13 protein-coding genes are annotated in these 12,852 nt (G+C 37.9%); 4 read left to right on the top strand and 9 right to left on the bottom strand.

The window, feature by feature from the left end; all coding sequences use genetic code 11:
* Nucleotides 1-68: 68 nt before the first annotated feature.
* Nucleotides 69-545 (bottom strand): CBS domain-containing protein, encoded by a 477-nt coding sequence (locus tag WD048_12190; protein MEX0812969.1) that lies wholly within the window; start codon nucleotides 543-545, stop codon nucleotides 69-71.
* A gap of 26 nt (nucleotides 546-571) precedes the next feature.
* Complete coding sequence (locus WD048_12185; protein ID MEX0812968.1) at nucleotides 572-1,273, bottom strand: hypothetical protein; 702 nt, start codon at nucleotides 1,271-1,273, stop codon at nucleotides 572-574.
* 197 nt (nucleotides 1,274-1,470) lie between these two features.
* On the opposite strand from WD048_12185, the gene WD048_12180 reads away from it, so the two are divergent.
* Nucleotides 1,471-2,856, top strand: coding sequence for a T9SS type A sorting domain-containing protein (locus WD048_12180; GenBank protein ID MEX0812967.1), 1,386 nt, complete (start codon nucleotides 1,471-1,473; stop codon nucleotides 2,854-2,856).
* A gap of 5 nt (nucleotides 2,857-2,861) precedes the next feature.
* Here the strand turns inward: WD048_12180 and WD048_12175 are convergent, their stop codons facing one another.
* Both WD048_12175 and WD048_12170 read right to left on the bottom strand, forming a co-directional pair.
* A complete protein-coding gene (locus WD048_12175) occupies nucleotides 2,862-3,491 on the bottom strand; it encodes a histidine phosphatase family protein (GenBank protein ID MEX0812966.1) in 630 nt (209 codons plus the stop codon).
* A 199-nt stretch (nucleotides 3,492-3,690) separates the two neighbouring features.
* Complete coding sequence (locus WD048_12170; GenBank protein ID MEX0812965.1) at nucleotides 3,691-3,918, bottom strand: type II toxin-antitoxin system HicB family antitoxin; 228 nt, start codon at nucleotides 3,916-3,918, stop codon at nucleotides 3,691-3,693.
* A 192-nt stretch (nucleotides 3,919-4,110) separates the two neighbouring features.
* On the opposite strand from WD048_12170, the gene WD048_12165 reads away from it, so the two are divergent.
* Complete coding sequence (locus WD048_12165; GenBank protein ID MEX0812964.1) at nucleotides 4,111-5,154, top strand: chorismate-binding protein; 1,044 nt, start codon at nucleotides 4,111-4,113, stop codon at nucleotides 5,152-5,154.
* 30 nt (nucleotides 5,155-5,184) lie between these two features.
* Complete coding sequence (locus tag WD048_12160; GenBank protein ID MEX0812963.1) at nucleotides 5,185-6,216, top strand: quinone-dependent dihydroorotate dehydrogenase; 1,032 nt, start codon at nucleotides 5,185-5,187, stop codon at nucleotides 6,214-6,216.
* A 9-nt stretch (nucleotides 6,217-6,225) separates the two neighbouring features.
* Here WD048_12160 and WD048_12155 read toward each other — a convergent pair whose 3' ends face one another.
* Entirely contained in the window at nucleotides 6,226-8,556 is a 2,331-nt protein-coding gene (locus WD048_12155) for a BamA/TamA family outer membrane protein (protein MEX0812962.1), read from the bottom strand.
* A gap of 10 nt (nucleotides 8,557-8,566) precedes the next feature.
* On the opposite strand from WD048_12155, the gene WD048_12150 reads away from it, so the two are divergent.
* The gene (locus WD048_12150) at nucleotides 8,567-9,310 is read left to right on the top strand and encodes an RNA methyltransferase (GenBank protein ID MEX0812961.1); all 744 of its coding nucleotides are present in this window, start codon (nucleotides 8,567-8,569) and stop codon (nucleotides 9,308-9,310) included.
* Between the two features lie 10 nt (nucleotides 9,311-9,320).
* Here the strand turns inward: WD048_12150 and WD048_12145 are convergent, their stop codons facing one another.
* The 4 genes from WD048_12145 to WD048_12130 form a co-directional block, all read right to left on the bottom strand.
* Complete coding sequence (locus WD048_12145) at nucleotides 9,321-10,550, bottom strand: hypothetical protein (GenBank protein ID MEX0812960.1); 1,230 nt, start codon at nucleotides 10,548-10,550, stop codon at nucleotides 9,321-9,323.
* 134 nt (nucleotides 10,551-10,684) lie between these two features.
* On the bottom strand, nucleotides 10,685-11,752 hold the full coding sequence (gene aroB, locus WD048_12140; protein MEX0812959.1) for a 3-dehydroquinate synthase: 1,068 nt from the start codon (nucleotides 11,750-11,752) through the stop codon (nucleotides 10,685-10,687).
* Between the two features lie 7 nt (nucleotides 11,753-11,759).
* Nucleotides 11,760-12,056: an antibiotic biosynthesis monooxygenase family protein gene (locus tag WD048_12135; protein MEX0812958.1), complete on the bottom strand. Its 297-nt coding sequence runs from the start codon at nucleotides 12,054-12,056 to the stop codon at nucleotides 11,760-11,762.
* Nucleotides 12,053-12,829, bottom strand: coding sequence for an SAM-dependent chlorinase/fluorinase (locus WD048_12130; protein MEX0812957.1), 777 nt, complete (start codon nucleotides 12,827-12,829; stop codon nucleotides 12,053-12,055). The genes WD048_12135 and WD048_12130 overlap by 4 nt, the downstream gene beginning before the upstream one ends.
* Nucleotides 12,830-12,852 lie beyond the last annotated feature (23 nt).

The following is a 12,852-nucleotide window of genomic DNA, read 5'->3' as shown; positions in this document are numbered from 1 at the left end:
TTCTCAATAAAAAAAACCGGTATTTGATTCATTCAATACCGGTTTTCTATTTGTTTGCAAGTTCTGTATTAACCTTGCGCTCTTCCAAAAGAGCCCCTGCTAAGTTTGTCCATATGATTAAAGATGAGGTTCAGAAAGTGAACCAAATCCTTATCGGTAACAATTCCAACAACTTTGTTGTCATCATCAGTCACAAGTACACTGCTGATATTATTTTCATCCAGAATTTTGGTCATGTCTTTTATTAAATCATCCGGATGCATGGTCACTACATTTCTAGTCATTATATCCTCTAACTTCAGATTTTTATTCAAATCAGCATTTGTAAACACATCCTTTTGCATGGCTACTTCAGCAAACTTTTTAGAAAGATCGTTTGAACTGACAATACCGAGTAAGACATCATTGTCATCTACTATTGGTAAGTGACGCAATTTGTAGGTCTGAAACAATTCCAGTGCTTCAGAAAATTTATTATCGGGTTTGGCTACAGTTACTCGTTTGGCCATCAATTGATGCACCTTGGTATTTTCCTCTATGTACATTATAATTGGTTTTAAAAATTAAAAAATTATTCTCCGTTTAATGCTGATTGTTCTTGTTGCTGTGCCATAGCCTGAATATTTCCCTTTGCCAAAGCAAAATCAGGAAAAATTTCCAATGCTTTTTGAAAAGAGGCTTCCGCTGATTTAAAATCTTGTTGTTGCATAGCCAATACACCGTTGATATTAAAAACAGCAGCCATTACAGGGACTTCTTGTGTTTCTCCTCTTCCATAGCGAATATTGACTTTTGTTTCTTCGGCTTCCGGATCTTGAGTTATTTTATTTAAACTGCTAACACATTCATTGTATCTCCTTAAATTAAATTGTAGCGATGCAATTTGATAAAGGTAATTCAACTTTTTAGTTTGATCATAGAGTTTTTCATAGGCTTTCAAAGACTCTTCATGCATTCCAAGTGCTTCTTTTGAAAAAGCCATATACTCCATAAGTGTAGTGTCTTTTTCTCTGCCTTCCATCAGTTTTTCACCAAGCAAGACCGTTTGAACATATGCCCCTCTGCCAAAATAAAGACCAATCAAAGTATCTTTCCAGGCATTTTCGGGCTCATATTCATTCAAATAATATACAGCATTAATAGCTGTAAGCAAATCTCCATTGTCCATAGCTGAGCGATAAATGGATTTTTGTGTGTTTATTTGTTGTGCAGTCTGGTCGCAGGAAGCAAAAAGTAAAATAAAAGAGAAAAGTAAGGTAGTAGTAAATTTCATTCGTTTTAATTTGAGTGTTTTTGAAAATCAGAACTAAGATAGTAAATCGATCAATATCATTTTAATATTAAGTCTGTCAATTTTTGAAATAAGCTGAATTCAAATATTCAACCTACTATTTCTTATAAATTCATACAATCAATGTCAAAGTAAATTTCGGGTTTTAAAAGCCATAAATTATTCCCATTTTTATAGCTATGAATCAGTTCTACTCTGCTGCAGTAATATTGCTGCTATTGATTTTTCATTGTTATTCATATGCTGAAATAATATTCTCAGACACATTGGGCACAGCCGATTGCTATGAAGAAGGATACAGTCTGATCCCCTTTGGTAATGGATATTTGTGCAACAGTGTTGAATTGTGCCCCAATGGCAGTAATCAACGAGAAGGCAGTTGGGTTTTTCTGGATGAAAATGGCGATTCCCTATCACTTGAATACAATAATTACTCGGGCTATGGAAAAGAATTGAAAAATGGCGACATACTTATTTATGGGGGAGAAAGTGCAGGCCTGGTCTATGACAGCGTATATATTCACCGTTTTGATCAAGGGGGCCAATGGCTTTGGACTTTTAAATCTTACCTGCCCGATTGTAGCAATGCGGTTTACGATGTAGCAGAAGATTCAGAAGAAAATATTTATGTCTGTGGCACTTATGGTACAGTAAATTGCAATCAACCGACTTATCAGAGCTATATTTTTAAACTCAACAGCAGTGGCGAATTGCAGTGGAGTAAAACTTATACGGCTCCGGGAGGTGAATTGCAGTTTTACGATATTAAAATTTCAAACAACAAAATTTATGTTGCTGGTTTTAAAGACAGCAGCAGCCTGAACAGAAGTGCCTATTATGCACAGTTCAATCTTTCCGGTCAATTCGAATGGTTCAGGGGTATTTCTACTCCCGGTAAAGACCTGAACGGATACAGTATTGCTAGAAGAAAAGATCAATTATATATTCTGGCTTATGATGATAGTCTGCGCTTGTTCATCACGGATATTGCAGGTCAATCTTTTGAAAACATAAATCTGGGCGCAAGGTGTGGTTCACGATATTTCCATATTGAAAACAGCCTTGACGACTACCTTTTAGTATTGGCAAACAAACGCATAAATTTCAATTGCAGCAGTACATTCAGCAAAATCGACAGCAGTGGACGTCTGCTTTGGGAAAAGAATTTCGGTGGACTGTTGCGGACTTTTCACGAAGCCGATTCCGGTTCTTTTTTATTGGCAGGAGAAGCTGATTACCTGCCCCAAATAAAAGTGCTGCGCTTTGATACTACTTATACTTCTCGCCCACCTCTTCACAATAATGTTTTTGAGCAAAATAATGACTTCAATATCGGGCTCTATCCCAATCCTTCTACAGGAATATTTTACCTGGACATTCAGGAAAATTTCCAACTACAAAAAATACGCTTAATTGATTTGCAGGGCAGAATTATTGCAGCTTGGAATCAGGCGCAAACTTCAGCTTATCAAATACCGAAATTCGCAGCTAACGGCATTTACCAGATTCAACTTAGGGGAGAAAAAGGAATACTCCTTCACAAAAAACTCATACTACTTCGCTGATTTGCTTATAATTCATCAGGGTATAAGTGTAAAAGATGCTTCTTGTAATTGAACAAATCAATGTCATAAAAACCATTTGAGTAGGTCAGTTTGTACAAAGCCACATTATCGTGCGGAAAATCATCCATTTTTGACAATTCACAATTGGTAAGGTTGCAAAGCAATGATCTTATTGCCCGGCCATGGGAACAGATCAGCATTTTCCCTTCAAAATCACTCAGTGCTTCTTTAATAAATTTTTCCTGCCGGGTTTTCAAATCCAGGGGACTTTCCCCACCTGGCATGCTCCGGCTGAGCTCGCCTTTTTTCCAACTTTCAATTATGGACAAATACTCCTGATGCATATCCTTTGTCGCTACTTTGCCTTCGTGCATTCCCCAATGGAGTTCATCCAACCCCTCATGTGCATGATGGGCGGGATACAAAGTTTTAAAGGGCTCTAATGTTTGTTGGGTACGCTTTAGTGTAGATGAAAAAACACGGTCAAATGGTGTGTTCCGGAATGCATCGTAAAATGCCTGCGCCTGTTTTCTTCCCATTGCATTGATATCGGAATCCACTCCCCTGCCCTGAATGATTCTTTTCTTGTTGTAATCTGTTTGCCCGTGTCGAATCAGGTATATTTCCTTGCTCATATATCAATTTAAGTGTTGTTCAAATTTACATTTTCTCAAAATGAGGAGAATCAGGTAATCTGTACAACTACAATTCATTTTTATCAATTCCTGCCTGTTTAAGAATGCTATTTAATGTACCCTTGGGAAGGTCTTTGCTGTGCATTGTATCTACAGTGATTTTTAGATAATAAATATTTATAATAGTTATAGCTGTCATCTATGAAGCCAAGGTTAAAGAATACTCCAGGGTTTTACTATCATCGGGGACGGATTCGTTTTCTATCTCCAGCAATTCAATATATCCTTCTATGGCTTCTTTTGCCATCTCCATCGCATGCTCCAGATTTTTACCGTAGGTAATGCAGCCAGGCAAAGCTGGTACAGTAACAGTATATCCACCTTCAGGCTCTTCCTGCAATAAAATTCTATATGTTCGGGTAGTCAAGAGCTTTTGATTTATATGTTTTCAAAAACAGGGAAATTAAAACTTTAGGTTGTTAATCAAATATACAAACCAACTCCGAGTTTGAAAAGGTTCTGATCTCAAGGTATATTTCTTTTCCCATCATTTATATTTGTATAACAATTGCGCAGCTAATCTATTATTTTCATTAAAATTAGTCTTAAAGATTTAAAATTGAACTCAAACTTTTCCAATTCAGAAGGCATAATTGCATACTCCCCTTTTAATTCAACTGAATTTCAGTTTTATACCTCGAAAAAAGTAAGCCAGAACAGCTCCAACTTGTTCATGCCCTCTGAATCCACTAAGAAATTTGTTTTTGCAGCATTTAACAATTCCCATTTACCAAACTTGGTTTTTGAAGATTTACACAAAATAAATATTGATTCTGCTAAAAGTATTTTTGAAAGTGCATTGTCTTTTCCCAATGAAACCAATTTCAAGGATTACAAAATTCAATTTGAAGCAGCACAAAAGCTTTTGAATACCGACCTACTTCAAAAAGTAATTTTATCGCGGATTATTCACTTTTCAATTAAGGATTTAGACATAAATCCAATTGCCTATTTTAAATCAATTTGCAGAAAATATCCGCAAAGCTTTAATTATTTGTGCTATCATCCTACGTGTGGATTGTGGATAGGAGCTACTCCTGAAACGCTTTTGGAAATTAAAGGCAATCAATTAAACAGCATGTCGCTTGCCGGCACCCGACCCAAAGAAGAGCATCCACCAAAATGGAGGACCAAGGAAATAGAGGAACAAACTATCGTCACAAAATACATTCGCAATGTGCTGAAATCACATTTTAGCGGTGAGTTAAAAGAATCCAAAGTGGAGAACCTATTTACGGGATCTGTTTGGCATTTGATAACCCGGTTTGAGCAAGAATTGGAAAGCGGAGATTTTTCAAAACTCAAGGATTTCATAGCAGATATACACCCAACACCTGCAATCAGTGGATTACCAAAAACGGCAGCCTTAAATGCAATTGAGAAAATAGAAAAGCACGATCGGCAATATTATACCGGATTTTTGGGACTGGTGGAAGCTGAAAATGTGCATTTATTTGTAAACCTTAGATGCTTGCGCTGGCAAGAAGATAAAGTCGCATTTTTTGTAGGAGGTGGCATTACGAAAGACTCAAAACTACTTGAAGAATGGGAAGAGACGACTAATAAGAGTCAAACTTTACTACAGCTCTTCAACAAAATGTAGGATTAAGTAACTTTGGCCTCAAAATCACTGATGTATTCTCTACTGCGCAATATTCTTTTTCTTCTGCCTGCTGAAAAAGCACATTATTTTACCCTGAACATACTCAGGTTGATATTGTGCATTCCCGGGATGAAAGGCCTGTTCAAAAAAATATTCAACCCTAAAAATCAGTCCGATGAATCTGTAGAGCTATTTGGCATTCGTTTTCCCAATCGAATTGGCCTCGCTGCCGGCTTCGACAAAGATGCCCGCTATATACACGAACTCAGCACATTAGGTTTTGGATTTTTGGAAATTGGCACACTTACACCACTACCGCAAGAGGGAAACCCCAAGCCAAGACTTTTTCGATTGCCTGAAGACCAGGCGCTGATCAACAGAATGGGCTTCAATAATGGCGGGGTTTTAGCAGCAATTGAGCGATTGAAAAAGCGTCCTAAAAATAGGATCATTGGCGGGAATATCGGGAAAAACAAGATCACCCCTAATGATGAAGCAGTTGAGGACTACAAAAAGGCATTTGATGCACTTTTTCCTTATGTAGATTATTTCACGGTAAATGTTAGTTCTCCCAATACTCCCGGCTTACGCGAATTGCAAAGCAAAAAACCACTGCTCGATATTCTGAATCAATTGCAATTGCTAAACAAGCAAAAGGAAAAAAGAAAAGCTATACTGCTGAAAATCGCCCCGGATTTAAGCCTTCCTCAATTGGATGATATACTTGAAATAGTCAGTGAAAGTAAAATTGATGGTTTGATTGTAAGCAATACCACAATAGAAAGGACAGGTTTGAAAACCGCTAAAAACCAATTGGAAGCTATTGGCAATGGTGGATTGAGCGGAGCTCCATTGATGCAGAAATCCACTGAAATTGTAAGGTATTTGTCGGAAAAATCGAATGGCAAAGTGCCAATTATTGCAGCCGGTGGAATAATGAACGGAGAAGATGCCCTTGCAAAAATAAAAGCCGGTGCCTCACTGGTTCAGATATACACAGGATTCATTTATCGGGGGCCGGGATTTGTGAAAGAATTGAGAAAGGCAATTAGCAATAGCTAAGCAAATAATTTAAAACGGATAACCGATAGCCAGGTTAAATTTAATATTATCCCTTCTCCATTCTTTTTCCGAAGGTTCAAATGTTTTGATCACCCAGGGGTCGCCTGTATTCACTTTTGCAGGATCACGCAATGGCATGGCCACATCAAAACGCAGTACAAAATAAGAAAGATCAATTCGAGCTCCCACACCTGTGCCTAAAGCAAACTCATTGTAAAAACGGTCAAATTCAAAATCAGCACCGGGTCTGGAATCATCAGGTCTAATCAACCATATATTTCCCGCATCAACAAAAAATGCCCCTTTAATAAACTTAATAATATCAAAGCGCAGCTCAATATTGCCCTCCAGTTTTATATCTCCTGTTTGATCTAGCGCAAAATTATTACTTGCATCAACACCGGAGGCCTCTATATCAAAAGAACCTGGGCCTAATGTACGCACACGCCAAGCTCTTATACCATTTGCACCTCCTCCTGTAAATTGCTTGGTATATGGCAGGGCCGTTGAATTGGAATATGGAATACCAACACCTGCAAAAGCTCTGCTCACCAGGCGAGCATGTTTTGAAAAATCCCAGTAGTTTCTGATGTCTGAATTAAAAATTGCATACTGCGCATAATTGACATTGAATATTTTATAGGGTTTTTCAATATCCTTATTCTTATTGATCAGCGAAACAATACCATGCAATGTATTCCCGGCCAGGTCAATCCCACCTCTGTAAAAAATATAGCTGTTTCTTTTTGACTTAGGTTGATTGGTATAGAAAAAGGTGTATTCTGTACCGAGAATAAACTGTTCTGTAAAGCTGCTTCTCAATGTTTGGCTTTGCGCAAGTACTTCCAGAAATTCAGGTGTGGTTTGGTTCAACCTGATCAAACTGGCGACCACTGGCGTCAACAAATGCCTTCTCGTATTGGACACTTTCCAATCGTAGCTGTAGGATAAATTGATGGAATTAATGGTGTAAAAATTAATCCTTCTCAATAAGCTGTAACGCAGCGACAACCTGGTCTTGGGTGTATGTTTATAGGGGGTGTTGTTAAGGCGAAAAGGCACAATTAATTTATTGAACAACAAACTGCCCTCTATATTCAACTCCCCCGTATTGAAAAAAGCCGACCCACCATCAAAATTTGATTCCAAACCACCGGATACATTAAAATTAAACTGCTCAGTTCCCTTGAAAATATTTTTATTGACATAATTGAACGAAGCTGCAACACCAAGTAAAAAGTCGGTATTGTTATTGGCTTCTGCATCTATTGAAAAAGCCTGTTTTTTAGATGGCGTAAGGTGAATAAAGCAATTGAGATAATTTTTGCTCGTATCAGCAACTTTTTGATAAGACACATTTACAAACTTAAAAACCCCCAATTCAGTCAGTTGATTGGCTGTATATCGCGCTTTTTGTCTGCTGTAAAGAGCATCGTGTTTCTGATGAATATTGTTGATCAAAACCCTGTGGCGGTATTTATGGGATTCGGCAATAAAATAATAATGCCCTATTTGAGTGGTATCGAAATTAATTCTGCTGAGCAATTGCTCTGAGTTGTAATCGGTATAAACATAGATGTTGTTAATATAATAAAGTTCATGCTCGGCTGAATCACCGGGAGGCTCCACTCTTACACTGATATCTATTTCATTGCTGACATCATTGCTGTCCAAATCAAAATAAACGTACTCTTTATTGAAAAAATAATAGCCCCTGTCTCTCAGGTCTTTGGAAATGCGCTCCCTTTCCTCCTTGAGTACACCCACATCAAAAGGATCTCCTTCTTTTAAAAGAGTAGCTTCCTTGTTGTCGTACAAGATTTTTTCTACAGGCTTGTCTATCTCGGGAAAATCAACATCTTTGATTGTATAACGTGCATTCAAATCAATTAAAAAATTAAGTTCTACACGTTTTTCTTGTTGACCAATGTCTATCTTTTCAATATTCACAGATGCATAGAAAAATCCTTTATTGATGAGGTAGTTTTTCATCATTATAGCAGACTTTCGCGCAAAAACCTCATCATACAAAACAGGAGCCTCTCCTATCTTATTTTTCATCCAATAGCGGAATTTATTCTCGCGCCTCCTGTCGGCCACATTATAGAACCACAAACGCGTTTTAGCCAGCCCTATAAATTTTTTATTGGGCTGCAATTGCGAAATATCTTTCAATTCATTTTTAAAATTCCTCTTTTTGTTCTCGGGTTCCTCATCGATAAACGTAATATTGTTGGCCTTAAAAAGCTGCTCACCTTCTCCAAGGAAGCGCGTATTGAAACACCCGCTGTTTAGATAAGCAATAGAGATCAATAAAAAAATGTAAATTCCGTGCCTCAAAACGATATATATGCTATCACGTTCGCAAATTAAACATATTCAATCTTTACAAAGAAAAAAATATAGGACACTGCATCAACAGTATTTGATAGAAGGTCCAAAAATTGTTGAACAAGCTGTGGTCTTCAACGCCCCGAAAATAGAAATATTTGCAACAGCAATGTGGGTAAATGCACAAGAGGATTTATTATCAAAATACAGTCCTGTTGTAAATATAGTATCTGATAAGGACCTGGATCGTATCAGTCAATTAAAAACAGCCAATGAGGTATTGGCACTGCTCCCTATTGAAAAAGCTGAACCGCGTAAAAAACTCAGCGGCTTAAACCTCATGCTGGAAAACATCCAAGACCCCGGAAATTTAGGCACCATTATTCGCTGTGCCGATTGGTTTGGTGCAAGTGCAGTATTTTGCACCCCAGATTGTGCAGATTTATACAATCCCAAAGTGCTGCAAGCCTGCATGGGTTCCAATTTTTATGTACCGGTTTATTATCTGGAAGCCGAAACACTAATTGAAAATGCCCATGTGCCAATTTATGCTGCTACTGTTAGTGGAGAAAATTTGTATAATGTAAAGCCACAGGAAAATGTCTTGATTTTGATTGGCAATGAATCCAAAGGATTGAGTGCCGCATTGAAAGAAAGCTGCGATACCGAAATCACTATTCCCAAAAAAGGCAAAGCTGAATCGCTAAATGCAGCAAATGCAACAGCTGTGATATTGTCTTATTTCGCAAATGCAATGCGCTAATCCATTATGTTTAATCTTGTTCTACAACTTCAAAGCCCAAGCTGATAAGGTCTTCCCAAAAACCGGGATAGGATTTGGTGACTACATATGGATTGTCAACTGTAATTGTGCCATATCTTAAGCAGAGCGGAGTTAAACTCATGGCCATACGATGATCGCTGTAGGTATTAAAAAAATGAGCAGGTGATAGTTTATCAATCCCTGCTGTACCGAGATTCCATTTTCCATCATGCTCGTTCATATAGAAACCCAGATCATCCAATTCTCGCTGCATGGCTTTCATACGATTGGTTTCTTTAATCATTAAAGTATCCACTCCGGTAATCTGTGCCGGAATGTTTAATCCTGCACATGTGGCGAGCATAGTCTGTACCAAATCAGGGCTGTTTTTAAAATCATGTCGAAAGAAACTCTGTGTAGCTTCACCTTTGCTCAGCCGAACACCTTTTTCATTGAAAGTAGTCACTACTCCAAAGCCTTGCATGATCTTGTGGATTTCAGCATCCCCCTGCCCGGTATGCTTGTAAAGGCCGTTTAACTGTAGGTCAACTTCATCTGCCAATGCAGCCATTTCATAATAATATGAAGCTGCCGACCAATCTGATTCTACCTGTATATCCCTTGCAGAATAATCTTGATGCGGAATTGAAATCAAGTTTTGTGACCATTCACAACGAATGCCAAAATAGCGCATAATTTCAAGTGTAAGTCGAATATAAGGACTGGAAACAACATTCCCTTTAAGCTTAAGCACAAGTCCCTTGGGCAATACAGGAGCCACCAGTAATAAAGCAGAAATAAACTGACTGCTTATTCCTGCATCGATTTCCACCCTGTTCGACTCAAATTTTTTACCCTGAACCAGCAAAGGCGGATAGCCTTTATAACCCAGATATTGAATATCTGCTCCAAGTTCATTGAGCGCATCTACAAGGGGCGCAATAGGTCTTTTTAATAATGAGTCGGAGCCGGTAAGAATGCTTTGTCCATCATGTGTGGCGAGCAAAGCAAGTAAAAAGCGTATTGTAGTTCCACCCTCGCCTGCATTCAACACGATATCTTTGCTTTTCATCAGCTCGTATAGCCTGATGGTATCATCCGACTCGGAGATGTGTTTAATTGTAAATGGATCCTGGCAAAGCGAACGGATGATTAAAATACGGTTTGAAATACTTTTGGAGCCTTCCAAATCTATTTCACCTATGAGTTTTTTATCTGCTTTGCTTACTTTAAATTTCATCTGTTTAAAATTTTTCTGCAAGCTCCAAAAATGCAGAAAAATTTTTGCACAGATGGAACCGCTTCGCTCTCACATGAATTTATTTTAATCATCCTCATGTATGAAGTTTTTGATTAAAAAAATTCATGCTCGTTTCATGCTTTACTATTCAGCCATTTAACAAGTTCCTCAATATATTCAATATTCAAGGATTGATTGTACTTTGCCTCCCCAATTTTTCTTAAAAGGGTAAAGTTAAATTGTCCTGAAGTATTTTTTTTATCATTTTCTATAAATTGTGAAACATTCTGTAAATCAATTTTATCGGGCAAATACTTGCCATATATGGGCCAAATATACTTTTCCAGTTCATCAAAATCAGTAGCGGAAAGCAGTTCCATTTTAACTGCACAATAAGATTCTGCCAATATTCCCAATGCTACAGCAACTCCATGTGGTAAAGCTGTCTTTCTTTCCAGGGCAATAGATTCCAGTGCATGCCCTATGGTATGTCCGAGGTTCAATATTTTTCTCAAACCTTTTTCAAAAGGATCTGCCTTTACTATCTCTAATTTAATCTCTAATGATTTTGCAATAAAATCCACGGGAATTATTTTCTCCTTCAGTATATCAAATGCACAAAGTGCTTTCCAATGTGATTTATCTGCTATTAATGCGTGTTTCAACATTTCTGCCCATCCGCTAATGCGCTCTGCTTTGTCCAGGGTCTTTAAAAATACGGGATTGATCCAAACAGCCAGGGGATTGGCAAAACAGCCTATACTGTTTTTTATTCCATTAAAATTATACCCGAGTTTACCTCCAATTGTAGCATCCACCATTGCCAACAATGAAGTTGGTACTTGTATAAAATCAATACCGCGCTTATATGTAGCTGCCAAAAATCCACCCAAATCACCAACTACACCACCACCCAAATTGATTAGCAACGCATTCCGGTCTGCTTTACAATTCAAAAGTGCTTTGTATAAATCCTGAAGTGTCACAGCCGATTTGTTTTGTTCTCCAGCTGGGAAAACATGCAGCTTGTAATCAAAGTCGGCTAATACAGCTTTAAAAAGCGGAAGGCAACATTTTTCGGTATTGCTGTCACAGATAATGTGAATGGAGCTGTATTTTTCAAAATATGAACAAAGTAGCTGCTCCTCTCCTTCTTTTTCCTGAAGCAAAACCGGATAATCGGGATTTATGATCTTCAGCATATTTAGATTATTTAGACTGCACTGTTAATTCTAATGACCAAGCTTCAGGTTTATCGGCAAACAGCAATTTGGTTTTAGACCAGGTATTGCGAAAGAATTCTGATTGTCGATAATTGTTTAAAGCCTCTGTACTCTCCCACAGCGAAATAGTAAAAAGCATATTTGGTTGATCCTTATTGATCAATAATTCTACTTTTTTACAGCCCGGGAAATTTTCAATCTTATTGCTAACTTTCTTAAAAACAGCAATAAACGCATCGACTTCCTCCGGGACAAAGCTCATTTTTACAATCCGCCTGATCATTTGAAATTTATTTGAACGGTAGTTTTCAATTTCAACCCAAGTAAACTTGCTGCTTTACCGTGATTCACAGCAATTTCCAAATGCTCCGATCCATTGAATAAAGCGAGCAATTCACCGGGATCAACATCTGAGTAACTATCACAAATGCGCTCAATACGGTCCAGATGTTTAAATTCAATATGAAAAGGACGGCAATTGCATTGCGTTTCGAAAAAGTCGCGGTCTATATTCAGCACAACATTTTCATAATTGTCGATATAGATCACTTCTCCACGAATGCCCCAATCACCATAAGCAGGACGAGCAGCATTGATGGACAGCAGTTTATTTCGCTTTGTTCCCAGTTCCAAAGGTTTCTTACCATTGCTCAGAGCACCAAGTACATCCGCGAAAAAATTATTGAGATTGCTCTTAGAGCTATAACCAAGTTTTTCAGGCTCCAGCTCCACTACCCAATCGGGCTCAGCTCCATCAATGGCAATATTAAAAACACCATTGTCTATACCGAGAAAAAAGTGTGCATTGTACTTAAATAAAACCGGTCTGCCTTCTTCTTTTTCAGTATCAATAAGCATGAGGTGAAAACTGCCTTTTGGGAAATCGGGAAAACAACATTTTAAAACATAGGCTGCCTGTACCAAACCGTGTCTTTCTATTTCGTGAGTGATATCAACAAGCAAAGCATTTTCACACGCAGAATAGATATTCCCCTTGAGGGATCCTACATAAAAATCTTTTATTCCAAAATCTGTGATCAAGGTGATCAAGGGCATAGGAGAGGACACAATTTTTAGGT

Source organism: Chitinophagales bacterium, from assembly GCA_040877935.1.
Classification (GTDB): Bacteria; Bacteroidota; Bacteroidia; order Chitinophagales; family CAIOSU01; genus JBBDNB01.
Note: the sequence above shows the minus strand (reverse complement) of the source record. Positions and strands in the feature narration are given on the sequence as shown.

Bases quoted from the DNA above. Each gene is read 5' to 3' on its own strand.
- WD048_12190 (MEX0812969.1), bottom strand. From the start codon at position 545: ATGTACATAGAGGAAAATACCAAGGTGCATCAATTGATGGCCAAACGA.
- WD048_12185 (MEX0812968.1), bottom strand. From the start codon at position 1,273: ATGAAATTTACTACTACCTTACTTTTCTCTTTTATTTTACTTTTTGCT.
- WD048_12180 (MEX0812967.1), top strand. From the start codon at position 1,471: ATGAATCAGTTCTACTCTGCTGCAGTAATATTGCTGCTATTGATTTTT.
- WD048_12175 (MEX0812966.1), bottom strand. From the start codon at position 3,491: ATGAGCAAGGAAATATACCTGATTCGACACGGGCAAACAGATTACAAC.
- WD048_12160 (MEX0812963.1), top strand. From the start codon at position 5,185: ATGTATTCTCTACTGCGCAATATTCTTTTTCTTCTGCCTGCTGAAAAA.
- WD048_12150 (MEX0812961.1), top strand. From the start codon at position 8,567: ATGCTATCACGTTCGCAAATTAAACATATTCAATCTTTACAAAGAAAA.
- WD048_12145 (MEX0812960.1), bottom strand. From the start codon at position 10,550: ATGAAATTTAAAGTAAGCAAAGCAGATAAAAAACTCATAGGTGAAATA.
- aroB (MEX0812959.1), bottom strand. From the start codon at position 11,752: ATGCTGAAGATCATAAATCCCGATTATCCGGTTTTGCTTCAGGAAAAA.
- WD048_12135 (MEX0812958.1), bottom strand. From the start codon at position 12,056: ATGATCAGGCGGATTGTAAAAATGAGCTTTGTCCCGGAGGAAGTCGAT.
- WD048_12130 (MEX0812957.1), bottom strand. From the start codon at position 12,829: ATGCCCTTGATCACCTTGATCACAGATTTTGGAATAAAAGATTTTTAT.